This window comes from Citrobacter sp. H12-3-2 (assembly GCF_009649895.1).
In the GTDB taxonomy this organism is placed as follows: Bacteria; Pseudomonadota; Gammaproteobacteria; order Enterobacterales; family Enterobacteriaceae; genus Citrobacter; species Citrobacter portucalensis.
Window position 1 is genome coordinate 3,325,820 of sequence record NZ_CP045837.1, and the last position, 25,552, is coordinate 3,351,371.

Annotated in this window: 26 protein-coding genes and 6 tRNA genes; 9 read left to right on the plus strand and 23 right to left on the minus strand. The window is 51.5% G+C overall.

Annotated elements, in window-relative coordinates; genetic code table 11:
* Position 1 precedes the first annotated feature (1 nt).
* The 3 genes from modB to GHC22_RS16010 form a co-directional block, all read right to left on the minus strand.
* Positions 2–691 carry a molybdate ABC transporter permease subunit gene (modB, locus tag GHC22_RS16000; RefSeq protein ID WP_008784169.1) on the minus strand — a complete coding sequence of 230 codons (690 nt, stop codon included), beginning with the start codon at positions 689–691 and terminating at the stop codon, positions 2–4.
* Positions 691–1,464 carry a molybdate ABC transporter substrate-binding protein gene (modA, locus tag GHC22_RS16005; protein ID WP_153753502.1) on the minus strand — a complete coding sequence of 258 codons (774 nt, stop codon included), beginning with the start codon at positions 1,462–1,464 and terminating at the stop codon, positions 691–693. Before modA ends, modB begins: the two co-directional genes overlap by 1 nt.
* Positions 1,465–1,648: 184 nt before the next feature.
* A complete protein-coding gene (locus GHC22_RS16010) occupies positions 1,649–1,798 on the minus strand; it encodes an AcrZ family multidrug efflux pump-associated protein (RefSeq protein ID WP_020996536.1) in 150 nt (49 codons plus the stop codon).
* 129 nt (positions 1,799–1,927) lie between these two features.
* On the opposite strand from GHC22_RS16010, the gene modE reads away from it, so the two are divergent.
* From modE to gpmA, 7 genes are all read left to right on the plus strand, one after another.
* The gene (gene modE, locus GHC22_RS16015) at positions 1,928–2,716 is read left to right on the plus strand and encodes a molybdenum-dependent transcriptional regulator (RefSeq protein ID WP_003831465.1); all 789 of its coding nucleotides are present in this window, start codon (positions 1,928–1,930) and stop codon (positions 2,714–2,716) included.
* Between the two features lie 67 nt (positions 2,717–2,783).
* Entirely contained in the window at positions 2,784–4,256 is a 1,473-nt protein-coding gene (modF, locus tag GHC22_RS16020; protein WP_153753504.1) for a molybdate ABC transporter ATP-binding protein ModF, read from the plus strand.
* Positions 4,257–4,473: 217 nt separating this feature from the next.
* Entirely contained in the window at positions 4,474–5,490 is a 1,017-nt protein-coding gene (gene galE, locus GHC22_RS16025; RefSeq protein WP_003831462.1) for a UDP-glucose 4-epimerase GalE, read from the plus strand.
* Positions 5,491–5,499: 9 nt separating this feature from the next.
* Positions 5,500–6,546 (plus strand): galactose-1-phosphate uridylyltransferase, encoded by a 1,047-nt coding sequence (gene galT, locus GHC22_RS16030; protein WP_032942745.1) that lies wholly within the window; start codon positions 5,500–5,502, stop codon positions 6,544–6,546.
* 3 nt (positions 6,547–6,549) lie between these two features.
* A complete protein-coding gene (gene galK / locus GHC22_RS16035; protein WP_153753506.1) occupies positions 6,550–7,698 on the plus strand; it encodes a galactokinase in 1,149 nt (382 codons plus the stop codon).
* Positions 7,692–8,732: a galactose-1-epimerase gene (gene galM, locus GHC22_RS16040; protein ID WP_153753507.1), complete on the plus strand. Its 1,041-nt coding sequence runs from the start codon at positions 7,692–7,694 to the stop codon at positions 8,730–8,732. Before galK ends, galM begins: the two co-directional genes overlap by 7 nt.
* Positions 8,733–8,964: 232 nt before the next feature.
* Positions 8,965–9,717, plus strand: a complete 753-nt coding sequence (gene gpmA, locus GHC22_RS16045) for a 2,3-diphosphoglycerate-dependent phosphoglycerate mutase (protein WP_003022999.1) — start codon at positions 8,965–8,967, stop codon at positions 9,715–9,717.
* 108 nt (positions 9,718–9,825) lie between these two features.
* Here gpmA and aroG read toward each other — a convergent pair whose 3' ends face one another.
* On the minus strand, positions 9,826–10,878 hold the full coding sequence (aroG, locus tag GHC22_RS16050; RefSeq protein WP_003831449.1) for a 3-deoxy-7-phosphoheptulonate synthase AroG: 1,053 nt from the start codon (positions 10,876–10,878) through the stop codon (positions 9,826–9,828).
* A 317-nt stretch (positions 10,879–11,195) separates the two neighbouring features.
* Between aroG and GHC22_RS16055 the strand changes: the two genes are divergently transcribed.
* Positions 11,196–11,570, plus strand: a complete 375-nt coding sequence (locus GHC22_RS16055; RefSeq protein WP_003022994.1) for a YbgS-like family protein — start codon at positions 11,196–11,198, stop codon at positions 11,568–11,570.
* A gap of 113 nt (positions 11,571–11,683) precedes the next feature.
* Complete coding sequence (zitB, locus tag GHC22_RS16060; protein WP_153753509.1) at positions 11,684–12,625, plus strand: CDF family zinc transporter ZitB; 942 nt, start codon at positions 11,684–11,686, stop codon at positions 12,623–12,625.
* Here zitB and pnuC read toward each other — a convergent pair.
* The 19 genes from pnuC to cydA all read right to left on the minus strand — a co-directional run bounded on the left by pnuC (position 12,622) and on the right by cydA (position 24,516).
* The gene (gene pnuC, locus GHC22_RS16065) at positions 12,622–13,341 is read right to left on the minus strand and encodes a nicotinamide riboside transporter PnuC (RefSeq protein WP_003831446.1); all 720 of its coding nucleotides are present in this window, start codon (positions 13,339–13,341) and stop codon (positions 12,622–12,624) included. The genes zitB and pnuC overlap by 4 nt on opposite strands.
* A gap of 26 nt (positions 13,342–13,367) precedes the next feature.
* Complete coding sequence (nadA, locus tag GHC22_RS16070; RefSeq protein WP_048214654.1) at positions 13,368–14,411, minus strand: quinolinate synthase NadA; 1,044 nt, start codon at positions 14,409–14,411, stop codon at positions 13,368–13,370.
* 281 nt (positions 14,412–14,692) lie between these two features.
* A tRNA-Lys gene (locus GHC22_RS16075) sits at positions 14,693–14,768 on the minus strand.
* 32 nt (positions 14,769–14,800) lie between these two features.
* A tRNA-Lys gene (locus GHC22_RS16080) sits at positions 14,801–14,876 on the minus strand.
* A gap of 45 nt (positions 14,877–14,921) precedes the next feature.
* Positions 14,922–14,997: transfer RNA gene (locus GHC22_RS16085), tRNA-Lys, on the minus strand.
* A gap of 45 nt (positions 14,998–15,042) precedes the next feature.
* Positions 15,043–15,118, minus strand: a tRNA-Lys gene (locus GHC22_RS16090).
* Between the two features lie 3 nt (positions 15,119–15,121).
* Positions 15,122–15,197 (minus strand) — tRNA-Val (locus tag GHC22_RS16095).
* A gap of 36 nt (positions 15,198–15,233) precedes the next feature.
* Positions 15,234–15,309: transfer RNA gene (locus GHC22_RS16100), tRNA-Lys, on the minus strand.
* Positions 15,310–15,474: 165 nt separating this feature from the next.
* Positions 15,475–16,266 carry a cell division protein CpoB gene (cpoB, locus tag GHC22_RS16105; RefSeq protein ID WP_153753511.1) on the minus strand — a complete coding sequence of 264 codons (792 nt, stop codon included), beginning with the start codon at positions 16,264–16,266 and terminating at the stop codon, positions 15,475–15,477.
* Positions 16,267–16,275: 9 nt separating this feature from the next.
* On the minus strand, positions 16,276–16,794 hold the full coding sequence (gene pal / locus GHC22_RS16110; RefSeq protein ID WP_003022983.1) for a peptidoglycan-associated lipoprotein Pal: 519 nt from the start codon (positions 16,792–16,794) through the stop codon (positions 16,276–16,278).
* A gap of 34 nt (positions 16,795–16,828) precedes the next feature.
* Positions 16,829–18,121: a Tol-Pal system beta propeller repeat protein TolB gene (gene tolB / locus GHC22_RS16115; RefSeq protein WP_003022981.1), complete on the minus strand. Its 1,293-nt coding sequence runs from the start codon at positions 18,119–18,121 to the stop codon at positions 16,829–16,831.
* A gap of 128 nt (positions 18,122–18,249) precedes the next feature.
* Positions 18,250–19,506: a cell envelope integrity protein TolA gene (tolA, locus tag GHC22_RS16120; protein ID WP_008784157.1), complete on the minus strand. Its 1,257-nt coding sequence runs from the start codon at positions 19,504–19,506 to the stop codon at positions 18,250–18,252.
* Positions 19,507–19,570: 64 nt separating this feature from the next.
* Positions 19,571–19,999: a colicin uptake protein TolR gene (tolR, locus tag GHC22_RS16125; protein WP_003022978.1), complete on the minus strand. Its 429-nt coding sequence runs from the start codon at positions 19,997–19,999 to the stop codon at positions 19,571–19,573.
* 3 nt (positions 20,000–20,002) lie between these two features.
* The gene (gene tolQ, locus GHC22_RS16130) at positions 20,003–20,695 is read right to left on the minus strand and encodes a Tol-Pal system protein TolQ (RefSeq protein ID WP_003022976.1); all 693 of its coding nucleotides are present in this window, start codon (positions 20,693–20,695) and stop codon (positions 20,003–20,005) included.
* A complete protein-coding gene (gene ybgC, locus GHC22_RS16135; protein ID WP_003831439.1) occupies positions 20,692–21,096 on the minus strand; it encodes a tol-pal system-associated acyl-CoA thioesterase in 405 nt (134 codons plus the stop codon). The genes tolQ and ybgC overlap by 4 nt, the downstream gene beginning before the upstream one ends.
* Before the next feature lie 275 nt (positions 21,097–21,371).
* Positions 21,372–21,665, minus strand: coding sequence for a cyd operon protein YbgE (ybgE, locus tag GHC22_RS16140; protein ID WP_003831434.1), 294 nt, complete (start codon positions 21,663–21,665; stop codon positions 21,372–21,374).
* Positions 21,665–21,778, minus strand: coding sequence for a cytochrome bd-I oxidase subunit CydX (gene cydX / locus GHC22_RS16145; RefSeq protein WP_003022970.1), 114 nt, complete (start codon positions 21,776–21,778; stop codon positions 21,665–21,667). The genes ybgE and cydX overlap by 1 nt, the downstream gene beginning before the upstream one ends.
* Before the next feature lie 14 nt (positions 21,779–21,792).
* A complete protein-coding gene (cydB, locus tag GHC22_RS16150) occupies positions 21,793–22,932 on the minus strand; it encodes a cytochrome d ubiquinol oxidase subunit II (RefSeq protein ID WP_003831431.1) in 1,140 nt (379 codons plus the stop codon).
* 15 nt (positions 22,933–22,947) lie between these two features.
* Positions 22,948–24,516, minus strand: coding sequence for a cytochrome ubiquinol oxidase subunit I (cydA, locus tag GHC22_RS16155; protein ID WP_008784156.1), 1,569 nt, complete (start codon positions 24,514–24,516; stop codon positions 22,948–22,950).
* Between the last annotated feature and the right edge of the window lie 1,036 nt (positions 24,517–25,552).

Sequence of the window (25,552 nt, forward strand, 5' to 3'; positions counted from 1 at the left end):
ATTATCGCCCCGTCCGCTCACGGCTAATACGCGCCAGCCATTCAGAAATCAGCAGCGAAATCAGCGCTAAAACAATAGAAATGATACACAACCTCGCCGCCGCACTTTCGCCGCCGGGAGTCTGGATCAGGGTATACATCGCCGAAGGAATGGTGCGGGTTTCGCCAGGAATGTTGGAAACAAAAGTAATGGTTGCGCCGAATTCCCCGAGGGAACGCGCGAACGCCAGCACCGTACCGACAATAATGCCGGGCAGCATCAGCGGTAGCGTAATGGTCATGAATACACGCCAGCGTCCGGCTCCCAGCGTGCGGGCCGCCTGCTCCAGCTTGACGTCGACACCTTCCAGCGCCAGACGAATTGCCCGTACCATCAGAGGAAAAGACATCACCGCCGCAGCCAGTACCGCACCGCGCCAGCTAAAGGCAAAGGTAATGCCAAACCAGTCGTACAACCATTCGCCAATGAATCCGCGCCGCCCCATGGCGACCAACAGCAGATAGCCCACCACGACCGGCGGCAGAACCAGCGGCAAATGCAGAACGCTGTCGAGCAGCGCTTTGCCCGGGAACTTGCATCGCACAAGCAGCCAGGCAAAGAAGATCCCAAACGGCAAACTAAACAACACAGCCAGGGAAGAAACTTTCAGGCTCAGGATGACGGCCTGCCATTCAGGATCGGTCAGTATCATTACTTGGTCGTAAATCCATAACGTTTAAAGATTTCAGCAGCCTGCGGTCCTTTCAGGTAATCATAGAACGCGCTAACCGTTGCGTTTTTGTGCCCATCAACAATCGCGATAGGGTATTCCACTTTTTTGTGCGAATCTTCCGGGAAAGTCGCAACAACTTTTACGCCCTTACTGGCGACAGCATCGGAACCATAGACGATCCCCAGCGGCGCTTCGTTACGCTCTACCAGCGCCAGCGCACCGCGCACATCTTCAGCAGGAGCCAGTTTCGGGGCCAGGGTATCCCATGCACCCAGTTTTTGCAGCGCTTCTTTGGCATAAATGCCCGCCGGAACATGTTCTGGATCGCCAACAGCCAGGCGTCCACCATTCAACAGACTGGTCCAGTTGGTTTTGCTGTCAATGGTGAAGTCTTTCTGCGCGCTGGCTTTCGGCGCAACCACCACCAGACTGTTACCCAACAACGTTTCACGCGATACGGTATCAATCGACTTCTTGTCTACCGCGTAGTCCATCCATTTCTGATCGGCAGAAATAAACAGATCGGCCGGTGCGCCTGCTTCAATCTGACGCGCCAGCGTGGAAGAAGAAGCAAAAGAGGAGACAACATCAACGTTCTTCTCTTTTTTATATTGCGTTGCAATGTCCTGCATCGCGTTGGTCAGCGAAGCCGCTGCAAAAACGGTAATCTTTCCTTCATCCGCCAGCGCATGTCCGGCAACGGTAAGAGAAAGTGTTGCCCCTGCAAACAAGCGTAACCATGTACGTGCCATCTGTAACTCCTTTGCGTTTCGTTATGTAGGCGCAAATATAACGAGTAAACCAGGATTTTCCCAGTGGTTATTGATACCAATTAGAGGTTACACAAAGAAAATATCGGCAGGGAAAGCAAGATCTTGAGAAAACGAGTTGGCAGGCAAAAAATATAAACGCCCGACTGAGCGGGCGTTTGGGGAATCAATGATTCTGTCTGGACTGGTCTTTCTGACCGATAGAGGAGAAGATGTTGAACACTTCACCCAGTCCGTAAATCAGCCCCAGGATGACAGCCATCACCACAGGAACCATAATTACGGCGAATACCAGACTTTTCAATAACTCTAACATGGTCAACTCCAGATATAGTCCTTAGTTGTATTCTAACCACATAACACAGAAAAGCACTCCCCTTTTGTGCGGTTGGCTTTGCGCGCGCGCGGTTTTCCGTCACAATACCCCTTTTGCCAGGAGCTTGTGATGCAGGCCGAAATCCTTCTTACGCTGAAACTTCAGCAAAAACTGTTTGCCGATCCCCGTCGCATTTCTCTGCTTAAGCACATTGCGCTTTCCGGCTCCATCAGTCAGGGCGCGAAGGATGCAGGTATCAGCTATAAAAGCGCCTGGGATGCGATTAACGAAATGAACCAGCTCAGTGAGCAAACGCTGGTTGAGCGCGCCACTGGCGGCAAAGGCGGCGGCGGCGCGGTGTTAACGCGCTACGGCCAACGCTTAATCCAGCTGTATGATTTATTAGCGCAAATCCAACAGAAAGCCTTCGATGTTTTGAGCGATGACGACGCACTGCCGCTCAATAGCCTGCTGGCGGCGATCTCTCGCTTTTCGCTGCAAACCAGCGCCCGTAACCAGTGGTTTGGCACCATTACCGCCCGCGACCACGATCAGGTTCAACAGCATGTCGACGTGCTACTGGCGGATGGCGAAACGCGCCTGAAAGTGGCAATCACTGCACAAAGCGGCGAGCGTCTCGGGCTTGAGGAAGGCAAAGAAGTACTGATTCTGTTGAAAGCGCCTTGGGTAGGAATCACTCAGGACGACGCCATCGCTCAGGCCGCCGATAACCAGTTGCAGGGCACGATTAGCCATATCGAACGCGGAGCGGAGCAGTGCGAAGTGTTGATGACCTTGCCAGACGGCCAGACGCTGTGCGCGACTTTGCCGATAGAGCAGACCCACACATTAACGGAAGGCGCTAACGTCACAGCATATTTTAATGCGGACAGGGTGATTATCGCCACACTGTGCTGAGTTAATTGACATCAGCCTGAAGAACACGTATCCCTGTTATTCATCGCTGCAAATAATGGGATACAAAATGTCATCGTTGCAAATTTCGCAAGGCACGTTTCGTCTTAGCGACACAAAAACGCTCCAGTTAGATGCGTTGACGTTAAACGCGGGCGATAGCTGGGCGTTTGTTGGCTCTAACGGCAGCGGGAAATCTGCGCTGGCCCGCGCGCTGGCGGGCGAGTTACCGCTCCTGAAAGGCGAACGTCACTGTCAGTTTACGCGTATTACCCGACTCTCTTTTGAGCAGCTACAAAAGCTGGTCAGCGACGAGTGGCAGCGAAACAACACCGATCTTCTTAGTCCCGGTGAAGACGACACCGGGCGCACGACCGCAGAAATCATTCAGGATGAGGTCCACGACCCCGCCCGCTGCGCTGCGCTGGCGCAGCAGTTTGGCATTTCATCCCTACTTAACAGGCGTTTCAAATACCTTTCCACCGGTGAAACGCGCAAAACCCTGCTCTGCCAGGCATTAATGTCCACACCGGATTTGCTGATCCTTGATGAACCCTTTGACGGGCTGGACGTGGCGTCCCGTCGCCAGTTAGCAGAGTTGCTCGCTGAGTTGCACCGGGCCGGTTTAACGTTGGTACTGGTGCTTAATCGCTTTGATGAAATTCCTGAGTTCGTGCAGTTTGCCGGCGTACTTGCCGACTGCACGCTGACGGAAACCGGTGCAAAACCCGACCTTCTGCAACAGGCATTAATCGCTCAGCTTGCCCATAGCGAACGGCTGGAAGGCATCCAGTTACCTGAACCGGATGAGCCTTCGGTGCGCCACACGTTGTCAGATAACGAGCCGCGCATTGTGCTTAACGACGGCACCGTCTCGTATAACGATCGCCCTATCCTGCATCATCTGAGCTGGCGGGTAAATCCGGGGGAACACTGGCAAATCATCGGCCCCAACGGTGCGGGGAAATCAACCCTGCTCAGTTTAATCACTGGCGATCATCCCCAGGGATATAGCAACGACCTGACCCTGTTTGGCCGCCGCCGGGGCAGCGGTGAAACTATCTGGGATATCAAAAAACATATTGGCTATGTCAGCAGCAGCCTGCATCTGGATTACCGGGTAAGTACGACAGTTCGCAACGTTATTCTCTCCGGTTATTTCGATTCAATCGGCATTTATCAGGCCGTCTCCGACAGGCAGCACAAGCTGGTACAACAGTGGCTGGATATTCTGGGCATCGATAAACGTACCGCGGATGCGCCATTTCATAGTCTTTCCTGGGGGCAGCAGCGGCTGGCATTGATTGTTCGTGCACTGGTGAAACATCCTACGTTGCTGATCCTCGATGAACCGTTGCAAGGATTAGATCCGCTCAACCGTCAACTGATCCGTCGGTTTGTGGATGTCCTGATCGGTGAAGGTGAAACTCAGCTTTTGTTTGTCTCTCATCACGCCGAAGATGCCCCTGCCTGCATTACCCATCGGCTAGAGTTTGTACCCGAGGGTGATATCTACGCCTATCGACAAACCTCTCTGCGTTAATTTTCATGCCAGGGCGTTTATCACGCCCTTTTTTCTGCTTTTTTTTCAGACAAGTGCTGAAATAACAACCTAACATAATGATTTATAATAAAGTAACTGGCAGTATCGAGTGAAAACACCGGAGTGTAAACGATTCCACTAATTTATTCCGTGTCACACTTTTCGCATCTTTGTTATGCTATGGTTATTGCATACCATAGGCTTAACGGAGCGAATTATGAGAGTATTGGTTACAGGTGGTAGCGGTTACATTGGAAGCCACACTTGCGTGCAGTTACTGAAAAATGGTCACGAAGTGGTGATCCTGGACAATCTCTGCAACAGCAAGCGCAGCGTACTGCCCGTCATTGAGCGTTTAGGCGGCAAGCATCCGACCTTCGTGGAAGGAGACATCCGTAACGAAGCGCTGATAACCGAAATTCTGCACGATCATGCCATTGATACGGTCATCCATTTTGCCGGTTTAAAAGCCGTTGGAGAATCCGTTGCCAAGCCGCTGGAGTACTATGACAACAACGTCAACGGCACTCTGCGTCTGGTGAATGCAATGCGCGCTGCCAACGTGAAAAACTTCATTTTCAGCTCCTCCGCGACCGTCTATGGCGATCAGCCGCAAATTCCTTACGTTGAAAGCTTCCCCACCGGCACGCCGCAAAGTCCGTACGGCAAAAGCAAGCTGATGGTGGAACAGATCCTGACCGATCTGCAAAAAGCGCAGCCCGACTGGAGCATTGCCCTGCTGCGCTATTTTAACCCAGTTGGCGCTCATCCATCGGGAGATATGGGGGAAGATCCGCAAGGTATTCCAAACAACCTGATGCCTTACATCGCGCAGGTTGCCGTTGGCCGTCGCGAATCTCTTGCCATATTTGGCAATGACTACCCTACTGAAGATGGCACCGGCGTACGCGACTACATCCACGTGATGGATCTCGCCGACGGCCATGTTGCTGCCATGGAAAAACTGGCGGGCAAACAGGGCGTACATATTTACAACCTCGGTGCAGGCATCGGTAGCAGCGTGCTGGACGTGGTCAACGCCTTCAGCAAAGCTTGCGGTAAACCGGTGAATTACCATTTCGCCCCGCGCCGTGATGGCGATCTTCCGGCCTACTGGGCTGACGCCAGCAAAGCCGATCGAGAGCTCAACTGGCGCGTGACCCGCACACTGGATGAAATGGCACAAGATACCTGGCACTGGCAGTCACGCCACCCGCAGGGATATTCGGATTAAGGACCAATCATGACGCAATTCAATCCTGTCGATCATCCACATCGCCGTTTTAACCCGCTCACCGGGCAGTGGATCCTCGTATCACCACATCGCGCCAAACGCCCGTGGCAAGGGGCGCAGGAAACTCCGTCTAAGCAGGTACTGCCTGCACATGACCCGGACTGCTTCCTGTGCGCTGGCAATACGCGCGTTACCGGCGACAAAAACCCGGATTACACCGGGACCTATGTCTTTACCAATGACTTTGCGGCGCTGATGTCCGATACCCCGGACGCGCCGGACAGTCACGATCCGTTAATGCGATGCCAGAGCGCGCGCGGTACCAGCCGTGTAATTTGCTTCTCGCCCGATCACAGCAAAACGCTGCCGGAACTCAGCGTCCCTGCACTAACAGAAATTGTGAAAACGTGGCAGGAACAGACTGAAGACTTAGGCAAAACCTATCCCTGGGTGCAGGTATTTGAGAATAAAGGCGCAGCGATGGGGTGCTCAAACCCGCACCCACACGGACAAATTTGGGCCAACAGCTTTTTGCCTAACGAAGCCGAACGTGAAGATCGCCTGCAGAAAGCGTACTTCGCCGAACAAGGCGCACCGATGCTCGTTGATTACGTCCAGCGTGAGCTGGCGGACGGCAGCCGTACGGTCGTTGAAACCGAGCACTGGCTGGCAGTTGTCCCTTACTGGGCCGCGTGGCCGTTCGAAACGCTGCTGCTGCCGAAAGCGCACGTGTTGCGAATTACCGATTTGACCGACGAACAGCGTGCTGACCTGGCGCTGGCGTTGAAAAAACTGACCAGTCGTTATGACAACCTGTTCCAGTGCTCATTCCCCTATTCTATGGGCTGGCACGGCGCACCGTTTAACGGTGAAGAAAACCAACACTGGCAGTTGCACGCACACTTTTACCCGCCGCTGCTGCGTTCCGCGACCGTGCGTAAATTTATGGTCGGATATGAAATGCTGGCAGAAACCCAGCGCGACCTGACGGCAGAACAAGCGGCTGAACGACTGCGTGCGGTCAGCGACATCCATTTTCGCGAATCCGGAGTTTAAATAATGAGTCTGAAAGAAAAAACACAATCTCTGTTTGCTGAAACATTTGGCTACCCTGCCACCCATACTATTCAGGCACCGGGTCGTGTGAACCTGATCGGTGAACATACCGATTATAACGACGGCTTCGTTCTGCCCTGCGCTATCGACTATCAAACCGTTATCAGCTGTGCGGCACGCGACGATCGAAAAGTCCGTGTGATCGCCGCTGATTACGACAATCAGGTTGATGAGTTCTCGCTTGATGCGCCAATTATCGCTCATGACAGCCAGCAGTGGTCAAACTACGTGCGTGGCGTAGTGAAACATCTGCAAAAGCGCAATAACGCCTTTGGCGGCGCGGATCTGGTTATCAGCGGTAACGTCCCGCAGGGTGCGGGCTTAAGCTCTTCTGCCTCACTGGAAGTCGCTGTGGGTACGGTATTCCAGCAGCTCTATCATCTGCCGCTCGACGGCGCGCAGATTGCCCTGAATGGCCAGGAAGCTGAAAACCAGTTTGTCGGCTGTAACTGCGGCATTATGGATCAACTGATCTCGGCGCTTGGTAAGAAAGATCATGCGCTACTGATCGACTGCCGAACGCTGGGCACCAAAGCCGTTTCCATGCCTGAGGGCGTCGCGGTGGTGATCATCAACAGTAACTTTAAACGCACATTGGTCGGTAGCGAATACAATACCCGTCGCGAACAGTGTGAAACCGGCGCGCGTTTCTTCCAGCAGCCAGCGCTGCGTGATGTCAGCCTTGAAGCCTTCAACGCCGTCGCCCACGAACTGGATCCGATTGTCGCCAAACGCGTTCGCCACGTGATCACGGAAAATGCGCATACCGTTGAAGCCGCACAGGCGCTGGAAAAAGGCGACCTGCTGCGCATGGGCCAGCTGATGGCGGAATCTCACGCCTCAATGCGCGATGACTTTGAAATTACCGTGCCGCAAATTGATACGCTGGTCGAGATTGTCAAAGCGACCATCGGCGATAAAGGCGGTGTCCGTATGACCGGCGGCGGCTTCGGCGGCTGCATCGTGGCGCTGATCCCGCAAGATTTGGTACCTGCCGTACAGCAGGCCGTCGCGGAACAATACGAAGCAAAAACCGGTATCAAAGAAACATTCTACGTCTGCAAACCTTCACAAGGAGCAGGACAATGTTAAGCGAAACCCCTGTGCAGGCTCCGGACGGTCAGCCGTTTCGCCTGCTCACCCTGCGCAATGACGCAGGGATGGTGGTCACGCTCATGGACTGGGGCGCGACGCTGCTCTCTGCGCGTATTCCGCTTAGCGATGGTAGCGTGCGCGAAGCATTACTCGGGTGCGCCAGTCCGGAACAATACCCGGAGCAGGCTGCGTTTCTGGGCGCTTCAATTGGTCGCTACGCTAACCGTATCGCCAACAGCCACTATACCTTTGCCGGCGAAACCATTGAATTGCTGCCAAGCCAGGGTGATAACCAACTGCACGGCGGACCGAACGGTTTCGACAAACGTCGCTGGCAGATAGTGAATCAGAATGACCGTCAGGTGCTGTTCGCCTTAACATCTGACGATGGCGACCAGGGTTTCCCTGGTAATCTTTGCGCCACCGCGCAGTATCGCCTGACTGACGATAATCGTATTTCGATAACCTACCGCGCCACGGTCGATAAGCCCTGTCCGGTGAATCTGACGAATCACGTTTATTTTAACTTCGACGGTGACAAAACGGATGTGCGCCAGCATAAGCTGCAAATTATGGCGGATGAGTACTTGCCGGTGGACGAAATGGGCATCCCGCATGACGGGCTGAAATCCGTCGCTGGTAGCACTTTCGATTTCCGCACGCCTAAAATCATCAGCAGTGAATTTCTTGCCGATGACGATCAGCGCAAGGTGAAAGGTTACGATCACGCCTTCCTGCTTCAGGCACAGGGCAATGCGCGTACGCCGGTCGCTCGACTGTGGTCCCAGGATGAAAAACTGCAGATGGTGGTATACACCTCCGCCCCAGCATTGCAGTTTTACTCCGGCAACTTCCTCGGCGGTACACCATCTCGCGGACCAGACGCCTACGAAGACTGGCAAGGTCTGGCGCTGGAAAGTGAGTTTCTCCCGGACAGCCCAAACCATCCAGAGTGGCGGCAGCCGGACTGCTTCTTACGCCCGGGTGAAGAGTATGCCAGCGTGACGGAATATCAGTTTATTCCAGTCTGATCCTTTCCCCTCACAGGCCCGATGACGTAACGTAGCGGGCCTGTTATTTGTTTATCACAGTAGAACCGCTCAAATCCCCACCACTCAAAGACAAAATCGCAACCTTGAATTCACAAGAACCTTACACTGTGGCGCTATTTTCGCTATGGTTATGCGTAAGCATTGCCGCTGACGCTTTACGGCAATATAATGAGAATTATTATCATTCAATATGATTTATAGGAGTGAGTGTATGGCTGTAACTAAGCTGGTTCTGGTACGTCACGGTGAAAGTCAGTGGAACAACGAAAACCGTTTTACCGGTTGGTATGACGTTGATCTGTCAGAGAAAGGCGTGGGCGAAGCAAAAGCGGCAGGTAAACTGCTGAAAGAAGAAGGCTACAGCTTCGATTTTGCTTATACTTCTGTGCTGAAACGTGCCATCCACACCCTGTGGAACGTACTGGACGAACTGGATCAGGCCTGGCTGCCGGTTGAAAAATCCTGGAAACTGAACGAACGTCATTACGGCGCGCTGCAGGGTCTGAACAAAGCTGAAACCGCTGAAAAATACGGTGACGAGCAGGTTAAGCAATGGCGTCGCGGCTTTGCGGTAACGCCACCGGAACTGACCAAAGATGACGAGCGTTATCCGGGTCACGATCCGCGTTATGCGAAGTTGACCGACAAAGAGTTACCGGTTACCGAAAGCCTGGCGCTGACCATCGATCGCGTTATCCCCTACTGGAACGAAACCATTCTGCCGCGCATGAAAAGCGGTGAGCGCGTAATTATCGCCGCTCACGGTAACTCTCTGCGTGCGCTGGTTAAATATCTGGATAACATGGGCGAAGATGAGATCCTTGAACTGAACATCCCGACCGGCGTACCGCTGGTATATGAGTTCGACGAAAACTTCAAACCAATCAAACACTACTATCTGGGTAATGCTGACGAGATCGCAGCAAAAGCGGCAGCCGTTGCGAACCAGGGTAAAGCGAAGTAATTTTCATCCCGGATCAAACGAGAAAAGCGTGGAATGCTCCACGCTTTTTTATTGCCGGATGACGGCGTTGCCTTATCCGGCCTACCGAGCGTAGCCCGGATGAATTTTTTAACCGCGGCGCGCTTTTACAGCATCCGCCAGCTGGCGCAATACTGCATCGGTATCTTCCCAGCCAATGCAGGCGTCGGTGATGCTCTTACCGTAGGTCAGCGGCTCACCGCTATCCGGGTTCTGATTACCTTCTACCAGATGGCTTTCGATCATCACACCAATAATTGCTTTTTCGCCCCCAGCAACTTGTCCGCAAACATCTTTCGCGACATCCATCTGCTTTTTGAACTGCTTGCTGGAGTTGGCATGGCTAAAGTCGATCATCACCTGCGCTGAAAGCCCTGCTTTGATCAGACCTTCTTTCACATCGGCAACGTGCTGAGCGCTGTAGTTCGGCTCTTTGCCGCCGCGCAAAATAATATGGCAATCGCCATTACCACTGGTATTTACGATCGCCGAATGACCCCATTTGGTCACAGACAGGAAGCAGTGCGGCGCTCCTGCGGCGTTAATCGCATCAATCGCTACTTTTATCGTGCCATCAGTACCGTTTTTAAAGCCAACCGGGCAGGACAGACCAGACGCCAATTCGCGGTGCACCTGAGATTCTGTGGTACGTGCCCCAATCGCGCCCCAGCTCATCAGGTCGGCGAGGTATTGCGGCGTAATCATATCGAGGAATTCACCCGCAGCAGGCAATCCGCTGTCATTGATATCCAGCAGCAGTTTACGCGCAATGCGCAGCCCATCGTTGATCTGGAAGCTGTTGTCCATGTGCGGATCGTTGATAAGCCCTTTCCAGCCGACGGTAGTTCGCGGTTTTTCAAAATAGACGCGCATAACGATTTCAAGCTCGCCTTTTAACTCTTCACGCAGTGCCAGCAGGCGAGCGGCATACTCTTTGGCGGCTGCCGGATCATGAATAGAGCAAGGCCCAATCACTACCAGCAGGCGATCGTCACTCCCTTTCAGGATTTTATGAATCGCCTTACGAGCATGAGCCACCGTGTTTGCGGCATTTTCAGTAGCGGGGAATTTTTCCAACAATGCGACTGGCGGTAATAACTCGTTGATCTCTTTAATGCGTAAATCGTCGTTCTGATAATTCATGATTATTCCAGCGTTGCCATACTTATATAAATGAATGCAATCCCTCCAATCTATATCTTCAGTCATAAAGTGTAAACGGGGTTTTACACTTTGGACGGATTAATCCTGGAATTGGCCAAAAAAACGCAATAAAGTAGCGAAAAACGAGATCCAACCTACAATTTATAACTGTAACAGCTTTAATTTTCATAAATTTCAAGATTCTATGCTGGGTTTAATTTCTCTGGCAAAACTATTAACCACATATTGATGATGTAACTGGCACATGCACTGTTGGAAGACGTTATCCGACATATCGACCATAACAGGAGCATATTATGCATATGACAAAGCTGGCTTCACTCTTTCTTACCGCTACACTCAGCCTCGCCAGCGGCGCGGCGCTGGCAGCTGAAACCAATACGCAGTCCAATAACGGCCAGGCAAATTCCTCGGCGGATGCCGGTCAGGTCGCCCCAGACGCACGCGAAAACGTGGCACCAAATAATGTCGACAACAGTAACGTGAATTCGGGTGGCACAATGCTGCACCCGAACGGTTCATCAATGAACCATGAAGGGATGACCAAAGACGAGATGCACAAAAACACCATGTGTAAGGACGGTCGCTGCCCTGATGTGAATAAGAAGGTTGAGACCGGAAACGGCATTAACAATGATGCTGAGACAAAAACTGATGGCACTACGCAGTAACGCTGAAAATAAAGCTAATAATGGGAGAGCAATAGCTCTCCTTTTTAATTTTATCATCCCAAAAACGGTATGATGGCATACAGTAAAGATGAGAATAACAAAGGGATGGCATAATGGCGCACTCGCATACTCATACTTCTTCTGAGCAACCCAAGGACAATAATGCCCGCCGCTTGATGTTTGCATTCTGCATTACAGCCGGAATTATGTTGGTTGAAGTGGTGGGTGGAATACTTTCAGGTTCACTGGCCTTGTTGGCCGATGCCGGGCATATGCTCACTGATGCCGCAGCGCTCCTTTTTGCGCTGCTGGCCGTCCGGTTTTCCCATCGCCCGCCCACAATACGACACACCTTCGGCTGGCTGAGGCTCACGACACTGGCCGCGTTTGTTAACGCCATCGCATTGGTCGTGATCACCATTTTAATCGTCTGGGAAGCCATTGAGCGCTTCCATACGCCCCGCCCCGTGGCTGGCGGCATGATGATGGTTATAGCTGTCGCGGGTTTACTGGCTAACGTGCTGGCTTTTTGGGTTCTACACCGCGGCAGTGAGGAGAAAAACCTGAACGTCCGCGCCGCGGCACTACATGTGATGGGCGATTTACTCGGCTCGGTCGGGGCGATCATCGCTGCGCTGATTATTATCTGGACGGGCTGGACGCCTGCGGACCCGATTCTCTCGATTCTGGTTTCCGTGCTGGTACTGCGTAGCGCCTGGCGACTGTTAAAGGATAGCGTTAATGAATTACTGGAAGGCGCCCCGCTGACGCTGGATATCGCCGCACTACAGCGCCATCTCAGCCGGGATATCCCCGAAGTCCGCAATGTGCACCATGTCCATGTCTGGATGGTGGGTGAAAAACCGGTAATGACGCTGCATGTGCAGGTGGTCCCGCCGCACGATCACGACGCGCTGCTGGAGCGTATTCAGCATTTCCTTATCCATCACTACCAGATTGAACACGCCACAATCCAGATGGAGTATCAGCCGTGTAATGGGCCGGACTGCCACCTGTATCAGGGGGTATCCGGCCATTCACACCATCACCATTAATGGGACAGCGCGTGGGAACCCCGCTCGCGCGCGCTGTTAATCCACATCCTGCTACCGTTCAGTGCGATAACAGTCAGGATCACATATTCCAGCGACATGGCATATACGCCTTGCAGGGCGAAAATCACTACGCTTATTACGTTAATGATCACCCACAGCAGCCAGTTTTCAACGTACTTACGCGTCATCAGTATCATCGCCGCAATCGACAACACCATCATGCAGGAGTCCCAGAACGGGAATGCATCGGGTTGCAACTCAGGCACAACAACCTGCAATCCTAATGCCTGCATAATGTTCACCGCAATGCGGGTCAGGAACGCAAAGACCGGATCGATATAGACCGACATCAGGCCGATCGCCACCACGCAAGCCGCCAGCCAGCCGATCGCTTTTGGTAACGGCAGCCAGCGAATTTTCAGTTCCGCTTCATGCTGGTTGGTTTGCCTGGACCAGGCATACCAGCCGTAGATGTTGGCGGCAAAGAAGAAAACTTGCAGCAACAGGCTTGCATAGAGCTGGATCTGAAAGAAGATAATCGCAAACAGCGTGACGTTTATCAGGCCGAAGAAGTAATTGCTGATTTTCTCAAGGCTAGCCAGGCCAATACACAGCAACCCAGCGATCGTCCCCACAGCTTCGATCCACGACAGATCGTAACCGCCAGCGCCAATCGGAATATGTACCAGAATGTTCTGCGTGCTAAAAAAGTCCATCTTTTCCCCCAGAGCCAAAAAATTAATTAAGCTCGAAGTGTAGCCGCAAATTCCAACATGCGGTTTAACGGCAACAACGCCCCTTCTCGCAGCGCAGCATCAACATGTATCTCATGAGCCGCTCCGCCTTGTTCCAGGCCCTCAGCAATCGCCTTGAGGCCGTTCATCGCCATCCACGGACAATGCGCACAGCTGCGGCAGGTTGCCCCCTCACCAGCCGTCGGCGCTTCAAGCAATTCTTTATCCGGAACGGCCTGCTGCATTTTGTAAAATATGCCCCGGTCAGTCGCCACAATCAGCCGTTGATGCGGTAACGATTTAGCGGCGTTGATTAACTGGCTGGTTGAGCCAACCGCATCGGCCATATCAACGATAGACTGAGGGGACTCCGGGTGCACCAACACCGCGGCATCAGGGTAAAGCCCTTTCATGCGTGTTAAAGCCTGAGTCTTAAATTCGTCGTGGACGATACAGGCCCCCTGCCAACAAAGAACGTCTGCACCGGTCTGTTTTTGGACGTAGTTGCCCAGATGTCTGTCCGGAGCCCAGATGATTTTTTCACCTAAACTATCAAGATGCTCAATAAGTTCTACCGCGATACTGGATGTGACGACCCAGTCCGCACGTGCTTTAACGGCGGCTGAGGTATTGGCGTAAACCACCACGGTACGATCCGGGTGCGCATCGCAAAACGCGCTGAACGCATCAATCGGACAGCCCAGATCTAATGAGCATTCCGCCTGTAGGGTCGGCATCAGGATGGTCTTTTCCGGGCTGAGGATTTTGGCGGTTTCCCCCATAAACCTCACGCCTGCAACCAACAGCGTAGAGGCAGAATGTTTTGAGCCGAAACGCGCCATCTCCAGAGAATCAGAAATACAACCACCGGTCTCTTCGGCCAACTGCTGAATTTCGGGATCGGTGTAATAGTGCGCGACCATAACGGCATCACGCTCTTTCAGCAGGCGCTTGATTTTTTCACGATAAAATTGCTTTTCATCCACACTCAGCGGGGCTGGCTTTGGCGGAAACGGATAAATTGCTGCTTCTGGATCAAACATCACGCTCATCTTGCTTTCTCGTTTTACTGGCTTAACGAAATAACCGATTAAAAGCGTGACGCACGCCGTATTCGGTTAGATTTGTTTTATATGCTAAACAAGATAGCGGATTGGCGTAAGAAAGTCACAATAATTGCGTGTGATGAATGCCGGAAGGCGACTGGCGTCTTATCCGGCCTACGTGAATAGTGTCGTCTGTAGGACTGATAAGCGAAGCGCATCAGGCAAGCAGATTCGAATCTTATAAATCGCAGATAGCAAAAAGGCGCCTTTAGGGCGCCTTTTTACACTGGTGGGGCGTGCAGGATTCGAACCTGCGACCAATTGATTAAAAGTCAACTGCTCTACCAACTGAGCTAACGCCCCCTTATGGGGTTTACTTCTTTATACTTTCAGGATGGTGGGTCGTGCAGGATTCGAACCTGCGACCAATTGATTAAAAGTCAACTGCTCTACCAACTGAGCTAACGACCCGCTCGGGTATAACCTGAAAATTTTTACTCGGTGCCACCAATAAATTGGTGGGGCGTGCAGGATTCGAACCTGCGACCAATTGATTAAAAGTCAACTGCTCTACCAACTGAGCTAACGACCCGCTCGGGTATAACCTGAAAATTTTTACTCGGTGCCACCAATAAATTGGTGGGGCGTGCAGGATTCGAACCTGCGACCAATTGATTAAAAGTCAACTGCTCTACCAACTGAGCTAACGCCCCGAGTGGTGGGTGATGACGGGATCGAACCGCCGACCCCCTCCTTGTAAGGGAGGTGCTCTCCCAGCTGAGCTAATCACCCGATACTGCGCTGGATACTACTTACTAACTAAGTTAGTGGTGGGTCGTGCAGGATTCGAACCTGCGACCAATTGATTAAAAGTCAACTGCTCTACCAACTGAGCTAACGACCCACTTTTTTTGCCGCTTTCGGGCTGTTTGATATCCCTTGGCAACGGCGGCATATATTACTGATTTCAGATTTTAGCGCAACAAAAATTTCGATGTAAATAACTCAACTGCTTAGGAATCACACGACGCGACCAGAATTAACACGATTTCTGGTCGCATGGTGTTCATTACATCGCGCCAAGGCGTTTTTGCGCTTGTTTCGCGCCATCAGTGCCAGGGTATTTAGTGATAACCTGCTGAAAAACGGCTTTCGCTTTCTCTTTATCACCTTTGTCCTGCATGATGACGCCGACTTTATACATCGCGTCTGCAGCCTTTGGTGATTTCGGGAAGTTTTTGACTACTGAAGCAAAATAGAACGCTGCATCATCTTTTTTCCCCTTGTTGTAATTCAACTGACCCAGCCAGTAATTCGCATTTGGCAGGTAAGTTGAGTCTGGGTACTTTTTAATGAAGTTCTGAAATGCTTCAATCGCGTCATCCTGGCGGGATTTATCCTGCACCAGAGCAATGGCCGCATTGTAATCGGTATTCGCATCGCCAGTTTGTACCGGAGCACCTGACGCTGCCGCTGCACCCGCATCAGGTGTAGGGGTTGCTGCTGCCCCACTCTGATCGCCGCCCGCAGATTGCGCCGCAGGTGCACTACCGCTACCAAGATTATTCATCTGCAGCAATATCTGCTTCTGGCGTTCAACAACCTGATTCAGTTGATACTGATTTTCCTGAATTTGACCGCGCAGGGAATCAATATCGGACTGATTATCGGAGAGTTGTTGCTGGAGTTGGGTTAAAAGCTGACTGTGAGCGTTAGAAATACGCTCGAGTTGAGTGACACGGTCTTCGACCGAGCCAGAGCCGACACTACTGATTGGCGCCTGTGCAAAAGCGGCCCAGGGGGCCGCTATGCCAACCAGTAACGACAGACTCAACAGATGATGTCTGAAGTTACTGCTCATGCAATTCTCTTAGTAAACCAGTACGGCGCGACGGTTTTTGGCGTAAGCCGCTTCGTCATGACCCAGTACTGCAGGTTTTTCTTTACCGTAAGAAACGATGGAGATCTGGTCAGCAGAAACGCCTTTACCCTGCAGGTACATCTTAACGGCGTTCGCACGACGCTCACCCAGGGAGATGTTGTACTCAGGAGTACCACGTTCGTCCGCATGACCTTCTACGGTGACTTTGTAAGACGGGTTGCTACGCAGGAAGTTAGCGTGAGCATCCAGCATTGCAGCGAAGTCAGAACGGATATCGTACTTGTCCAGATCGAAGTAAACGATGTTGTTCTGCTGCAGCTGTTGCATCTGAAGACGCGCTTGCTCTTCAGAAGACATGTTGCCGCTGCCGTTTGCATCCATACCAGTGCCGGCACCCAGCATGCCTTCGCTGCCGTCATTGCTGGCGTTCTTGTTAGAAGAACACGCTGCAATAGCCATAACAGGCAGAGCAATCATCAGCCCTTTCAGCACTTTGTTCAGTTGCATTTCAATGATTCCTTTATTAATCAATTATTTATTATCACAGATACGGCGACCAGGCAGGGAATTTAACCTGTCCATCAGTTGCCGGAAGACGCGCTTTGAAACGCCCATCTGTAGAAACCAAATTCAGCACGGATCCCATCCCCTGAGAAGAGCTGTAGATTACCATAGTGCCGTTAGGTGCCAGACTTGGCGTTTCGTCCAGGAACGTTGACGACAGAACTTGTACGCCACCCGCTACCAGATCTTGTTTGGCAATGTGTTGCTGACCGTTGGCCGAGCTTACCATTACCATAAATTTACCGTCGCTGCTCACATCCGCATCCTGGTTTTGCGAACCTTCCCAGGTAATGCGCTGCGGAGCACCGCCGTTGACGTTAACTTTATATACCTGCGGACGACCGGCCTGGTCAGACGTAAAGGCCAGGTTTTGGCTGTCCGGGAACCAGGTAGGTTCCGTGTTGTTGCTACGACCATCCGTCACCTGACGGATCTGACCGGAACCAATGTCCATGACATACAGGTTCAGGCTACCGGTTTTAGACAGGGCAAACGCCAGTTTGCTGCCATCCGGAGAAAACGCAGGCGCACCGTTGTGACGTGGGAACGAGGCTACCTGACGAACCGCGCCGTTAGACAGTGTCTGAATAACCAGTGCAGAACGACCGCTTTCAAAGGTAACGTACGCCAGTTTTGAACCGTCCGGGGACCACGCCGGAGACATCAGCGGCTGCGGAGAACGGTGTACCACGAACTGGTTGTAACCATCGTAGTCGGACACACGTAATTCGTACGGGAACTGACCACCGTTGGTCTGAACAACATAAGCGATACGGGTACGGAATGCACCTTTAATGCCGGTCAGTTTTTCAAACACTTCGTCACTTGCAGTATGGCCCGCGTAACGCAGCCACTGCTTGTTCACTTTATAGGTGTTCTGTGCCAGTACGGTACCCGGTGCGCCACCGGTGTCAACCAGCTGATAGGCAACGCTGTAAGAACCATCCGGGTTCGGCGTAACCTGGCCGACGACTACGGCATCAATGCCCAGCGCAGACCAAGCGGCAGGTTGAACTTCCTGCGCGGTACCGGGCTGCTGAGGCAGACGAGAACGGTCTAACGGGTTAAATTTACCGCTGTTACGCAGGTCAGCACCTACGATACCACCGATATCTTCAGGTGCAGCACCCGGTCCTGCCCACTGGAAGGGGACAACACCAATCGGGCGCGCCGAGTCCACCCCCTGGGTGATCTCGATACGTACTTCTGCGTGCAGCACCGCTGCCCACAGCATCAGAAAACCAAATGCTACTCGTAATGCCTGCTTCATCATATCTCCCTTATCTGGACGGAAAGCCCACGATAATTTAGCAGAATGTTAACAAACTCAAATACACAAAACTACCAGAACTCTGTCTCAACCTTAGACCGTTTCCCCTGATTTCTCAGGGGTCGTTATTACAGTTTGAAGTCCAGTTTGGCATCTTTTACTTTTTCATAAACTGCCTGGCTAGGCGGTTTAGGAATTCTGGCGGTTTTCGCAGCCGTCAGCGCAGCCTGACACAATGCCGGATCCCCGCCCTCTTCGGTCACATCCAGTAACAGACCATCGGGTGCTAACTTGATATGTAATACGCAAGATTTACCTGCATACAAATCTGCACCATACAGACGGCTCTGGATCGCATTGCGAATTTGAGATGCGTAAGCACTGATATCAGCGCCAGATGCACCGCCATTGGCACCACTTGTACCACTATCTTTCGCCGGTTGGCCGTTTCCTTTCGCTCCACCGCCCGATTTCGGTGCATTCTTACCGGAGCTCAGGTCGCCCAACAAGTCGTCAACGCCAGAGGCTGCAGCGGCTTTTTCGGCCGCAGCCTTTTTAGCAGCAGCTGCTTTATCTGCCGCAGCTTTCTTATCGGCAGCGGCTTTCTCAGCAGCAGCTTTTTTGTCTGCTGCTGCTTTTTCTGCAGCGGCTTTCTTATCAGCCGCCGCTTTTTCAGCAGCGGCAGCTTTCGCGGCAGCGGCTTTTTCTGCTTTCTCAGCAGCAGCTTTCTCGGCTGCAGCTTGCTTAGCGGCCTCAGCCTGTGCTTTCTTCGCAGCGTCCGCAGCTGCCTTAGCAGCTTGTGCTTCTGCAGCTTTCTTCGCATCAGCGGCGGCTTTAGCGGCTTCAGCCTCAGCTTTTTTCTGTGCGTCTGCAGCGGCTTTCTTCGCGGCATCTGCCGCTTGCTTAGCCTGGGCATCAGCTTTAGCCTTCGCGTCTGCAGCAGCCTTCGCCGCAGCCTCTTCAGCCTGTTTCTGTTGCTCTTGCGCTTTCGCTGCGGCGGCTTCAGCTTGCTTCTGCTGTTCCGCCTGTTCGCGCACTTTTTCCTGCGCGGCTAAACGTTCTTTTTCCAGCTGCTTCAGTCGCTCTTGCTCAGCTGCCTGCTTCTCGCGAAGTTCTTCAGCTTGCTGCTGCGCCTGCTTTTCACGCTGCTCTTCAGCGCGTTTCGCACTTGCCTGCTGTTGCTGCTGCCTGTCGTACTGTTGCACAACGGCGCCAGGATCGACCATAACGGCGTCGATGGACGAACCGCCACCGCCGCCGGCTGAAGCATCAATGTGCTCATCGAACGAACTCCAGATCAGCGCTGCAAATAAAATGACATGCAGCACTGCTGAAATAATTATCGCCCTTTTGAGCTTGTCGTTTTGTTCGGTTGCCTTTGACACTCTCGGTTCCCAAAAAACTGTTCGCCTGTTACGTGCTATCTTTCAAGCCAGCAAAACGCAGTCATCAGATTGGCTGCGTCATCAAGCCAACCGATTTTACGCCTGCACTGTGTAACAAGTTCAGCGCTTTAATTATTTCATCATAAGGCACGTCTTTCGCACCACCGATTAAAAAGACCGTTTTCGGATTGGTCTGCAGGCGGCTTTTCGCCTCCGCGATAACCTGCTCCGGCGGCAGTTGATCCATACGATCTTTCTCAACCACCACGCTGTATTGCCCAATACCGGAAACTTCAATAATGACCGGGGGTTCGTCGTTACTGCTGACGGCTTGCGACTCGGTCGCATCCGGCAGGTCGACTTCCACACTCTGCGTAATGATCGGTGCGGTTGCCATAAAGATCAGCAACAGCACCAGCAGTACGTCGAGCAGCGGTACAATATTGATTTCGGACTTGAGTTCGCGACGACCTCGTCCACGCGTTCTGGCCATGGCTTACCCCTTGTTGCTCTCGCTAACGGTAAACGCCTGGCGGTGCAGAATCGCGGTGAACTCTTCCATAAAGTTGTCGTAATTCAGTTCCAGTTTGTTCACGCGCTGGTTCAGACGGTTGTAGGCCATAACCGCCGGGATTGCCGCAAACAGACCGATAGCCGTTGCAATCAACGCTTCTGCGATACCCGGTGCGACCATTTGCAACGTCGCCTGTTTTACCGCGCCAAGCGCGATAAATGCGTGCATGATCCCCCAAACGGTACCGAACAGACCGATATACGGGCTGATGGAGCCAACGGTTCCGAGGAATGGAATATGCGTTTCCAGCGTTTCCAGCTCACGGTTCATCGAGATACGCATCGCACGGGAAGCCCCCTCAACGACCGCTTCCGGCGCGTGGCTATTTGCCCGATGCAAACGCGCAAATTCTTTGAATCCGCTGTAGAAAATTTGCTCCGAGCCCGCCAAATTATCACGACGCCCCTGGCTTTCCTGGTACAGGCGCGACAATTCAATGCCGGACCAGAACTTGTCTTCAAATGCTTCGGCTTCACGTGAAGCAGCATTAAGAATACGGGTCCGTTGGATGATGATGGCCCAGGATGCGATTGAGAAACCAATCAAAATCAACATGATAAGTTTAACCAGAAGGCTTGCCTTCAGGAACAAATCAAGGATATTCATGTCAGTCACTGCTTAAACTCCGCGACAATAGACTTGGGAAGCGCACGAGGCTTCATTTTGAGTGGATCAACGCAAACAATCAGAACTTCGGCTTCATTCAGCACGGTGTTCTCTGCGTTGACAATGCGTTGCGTGAAAACCAATGAGGTGCCACGCATTGACGTAATTTCGGTTTGAACTTCGAGCATATCGTCGAGCCGGGCAGGCGCAAAATACTCGAGGGTCATCTTGCGCACCACAAAGGCGACACGTTCGGCCAACAGGACCTGCTGACTGAAGTGATGATGACGAAGCATTTCTGTGCGTGCTCTTTCATAAAAAGCGACGTAACTGGCGTGGTAAACCACCCCACCGGCATCGGTATCTTCATAATAGACACGAACCGGCCATCGAAACATATACTTATTCATTCCTACTGCCTCTTTGTTGGCTTCGCCCACTCGCACCAGTTACTTACCTTCGTAAGCGTCTGGTGATTCGCGTTCTTGCCGCCGCGATGCATCAAGAATGTCGTTGTATATCGCGCTGTCTTCACTGTACATCCCGGTAATGCAACAAAAGGTTAGTGCTTTCAAACTTCGCTACTATACGCGCGGGAATGGTGCTTTGGAATGGGGGAAAGTAAACGGAGAGTAAAAAATTATGGGCTTATGCAAGCCCATAAATATTTAAGGATGTTTCTTATTCAAAAGAAGAAGAAAATCAGACCAACAACGAGGACAATATCCGCGATCAGCGGGCAGAAGATGCCCTGCCAATGTACGGCGCGAGGACGGAAGCCAACGCCGTGAATAATGCCTGCACAGACCGCCCACATCAGCAGGAAACCATGCCAGATTTCAAGCTCGCTGGTTTTGGCCGCGAAACGAGACGGATCCCAGAATATGCAGCCAGCCAACACGATTGCCAGCACAAATGAAAGCGCCCGCAAGGGGCGCTTGTCCATCGCGTTGTATACCATCGCGATAATGTTGGTCATTAGCTATCTTCTTGCCCGGCTTTGCCTGATTCAACGTGCTCAAGCGCCAGCGCTGTGATTATCCCAAATGCACAGGCAAGAAGCGTTCCCAAAATCCATGCGAAATACCACATTTTAAGCTCCTTACTTAGTACAGAGAGTGGGTGTTGCTTTCAATATCTTCTTTAGTGATGCGACCGAACATCTTCCAGTAACACCAGCTGGTGTACAGCAGAATGATCGGTACAAACACCGCCGCGACCCAGGTCATCAGATTCAATGTACGCTGGCTGGAGGTGGCATCCCACATGGTCAAACTTGCGTTCATCATGGTGCTGGATGGCATTACAAACGGGAACATTGCGATACCGGCAGTCAGGATGATGCAGGCTAACGTCAGTGAGGAGAAGACGAACGCCCATGCCCCTTTCTCCATGCGAGAAGTCAGGATGGTCAACAGCGGCAGAACCACGCCCAGAGCAGGAACCAACCACAGGATAGGTGCATTGTTAAAGTTCACCATCCATGCGCCAGCCACACGAGCCACTTCTTTGGTCAGCGGGTTAGAGGCGGCATGATGATCCAGTGCAGAGGTCACAACATAACCGTCAATACCGTAAATCACCCACACACCGGCCAGCGCGAAGCAGACCAGAGTCACCAGCGCCGCAACCTGTGAAGTTGCACGAGCACGCAGATGCAGTTCACCTACCGTACGCATCTGCAGATAGGTCGCCCCCTGGGTGATGATCATCCCAACGCTCACGACACCTGCCAGCAGACCAAACGGATTCAGCAACTGGAAGAAGTTACCGGTGTAGTACAAACGCATGTAGTCATCTACGTGGAACGGAACCCCTTGCAGCAGGTTGCCGAACGCCACGCCAATCACCAGCGGTGGCACGAAGCTACCAATGAAGATGCCCCAGTCCCACATGTTGCGCCAGCGCATATCTTCAATCTTAGAGCGGTAGTCAAAACCGACCGGACGGAAGAACAAGGACGCCAGAACCAGAATCATCGCCACATAGAAACCGGAGAACGCAGCGGCATAGACCATCGGCCAGGCAGCGAACAGTGCGCCACCCGCGGTGATGAGCCAAACCTGGTTACCGTCCCAGTGCGGGGCAATGGAGTTAATCATAATTCGACGCTCGGTATCATTACGACCGAGGAAACGGGTGAGCATGCCCACCCCCATGTCGAAGCCATCAGTGACCGCAAAACCAATCAGCAGAATGCCAACCAGCAGCCACCAGATAAAACGCAATACTTCATAATCGATCATTTGACGACTCCTGTCTTAGCGTGCCGGCTGAGAAGTCACAGTGGACTGCTCGTAGTGATAACGACCGGTTTTCAGGCTACTCGGCCCAAGGCGTGCGAACTTGAACATCAGATACAGTTCAGCCACCAGGAACAGGGTATACAGGCCGCAAATCAACAGCATCGAGAAGATGAGGTCGCCAGCAGTCAGCGAAGAGTTCGCTACGGCTGTTGGTAACACTTCACCAATCGCCCACGGTTGACGACCGTACTCTGCAACAAACCAACCGGATTCAATAGCAATCCACGGCAGAGGAATCGCATACAGCGCGGTGCGCAGCAGCCATTTTTTCTCACCAATACGGTTACGAAGCACAGTCCAGAAGGACACCGCGATAATTGCCAGCATCAGAATGCCGCATGCCACCATGATACGGAAAGCGAAGTACAGCGGCGCAACGCGAGGAATAGAATCTTTCGTTGCCTGCTGAATTTGCGCTTCGGTCGCGTCGGTAACTTTGTCCGTATAGCGTTTCAACAGCAGACCATAACCCAGGTCTTTCTTCATGCTGTTGAACTGGTCACGAACGGCCTGGTCGGTAGTACCAGCACGCAGTTCTTCCAGCAACTGATACGCTTTCATCCCGTTACGGATACGCTCTTCGTGTTGCACCATCAGATCTTTCAGACCAATGACCGGTGTATCAACAGAGCGGGTGGCAATGATGCCCAGCGCATAAGGAATTTGAATCGCAAAATGGTTTTCCTGCGCATCCTGGTCCGGAATACCGAACAGCGTGAAGGAAGCCGGTGCAGGCTGAGTTTCCCATTCTGCTTCAATCGCAGCGAGTTTGGTTTTCTGCACGTCGCCCATTTCGTAACCAGATTCATCACCCAGAACGATAACAGACAGAATAGCAGCCATACCAAAGCTGGCAGCGATAGCAAAAGAACGTTTAGCAAACGCGAAGTCACGACCGCGCAGCATATAGTAGGAGCTGATACCCAGAACGAACATCGCGCCACATACATAACCAGATGCCACAGTGTGAACAAATTTCACCTGTGCTACCGGGTTGAGCACCAGTTCAGAGAAGCTCAGCATCTCCATACGCATGGTTTCGAAGTTGAAATCCGCTGCGATTGGGTTCTGCATCCAGCCGTTCGCAACCAGAATCCACAACGCGGACAGGTTAGAACCCAGAGCCACCAGCCAGGTGACACACATATGCTGGACTTTACCCAAACGGTCCCAGCCGAAGAAGAACAGACCTACAAAGGTGGATTCGAGGAAGAAGGCCATCAAACCTTCGATCGCCAGCGGCGCACCGAAAATATCCCCTACATAGTGGGAGTAGTAAGACCAGTTAGTCCCGAACTGGAACTCCATGGTCAGACCGGTAGCCACACCCAGAGCGAAGTTGATACCAAACAACTTGCCCCAGAACTTGGTCATATCTTTATAAATCTGTTTGCCGGAAAGGACGTAGACCGTTTCCATGATGGCCAACAAGAACGCCATACCGAGCGTCAGTGGCACAAACAGGAAGTGGTACATCGCGGTCAAGGCAAACTGTAAGCGCGACAGTTCGACTATATCTAACATCATGACTCCTTGCTCATCGCATGAAGACTCCGAGAGTGAACCCCGTTAGAAAGGGTCACACGCATGCCCCAATACAAATTTATCTGCTTCCTTCCGCCGCTACCCTTTCCTCTCATTTGAAGAAAGGACAATGATGAAAGGTTACAAACATGTTAATAAAACACTCAAATTGATCCCGCAATTATATTACGCCGTAAAATCCTTACAATAAACAGGTTTTTATCGAGACAAATTTGCATTTTTCGATAGTGATCAATTTATAGCTAATTTACCACTTTCAGACCAATTTGATCTGAAGCAATTTACCCTCTTTTGATGCTGTTTTCCAAGTTTTAAACATTGATTTAAATCAATTTTCAAATTTAATGTTAATAGTGTTTAACACTCACGCTACTAGTAAACGCGATGTTAACAACATGTTTTTCAATGAGTAATTGCCGTTACTACAAATGATAGGATATTTATTTAAATGTACACGATCTTTTAACCAGCCCAGCTGACAAAATTGATAACAGATAAAGAATCACTAATGCTGGGTAGCTCACAGTTTTTTGTTTAGCAAGTCATGGATTTGTTATTTCATACAAATTATTCATTTAAATTTTACTTATAATTAACACCGAGATGTAACTATCTCAACTGGAAGCGAAAACGTTCCACAATGACCGATGCATTGCGTTTGTCGTTCTGCGAGAGAACGCTGACGTTTCGCTTAAGTCATCACTGAAAGTTATCATTAACACCCCCTTTTCTCTTATGTGGCAAAGATTAAATATGCCACAAACATTTCCTTATCATTTTTATCCTAAATTTAACAAAAATGAATTGTGACATATAAGATTAAAAAATAAAAAACCGTTATGTCGTTCACAAGTTAATTAGTAATTGGGATTTTTGAAATTATTTAAAACACGTCATAAACGGCGCGCATAACAAAATAAGATTTCGATCACAAACATGGCAAGTCATTTATTACCCAATTCTCTAATAAATTAAAACCAGCTAAGAAAAGATAATCTATCACATTGATTATGAA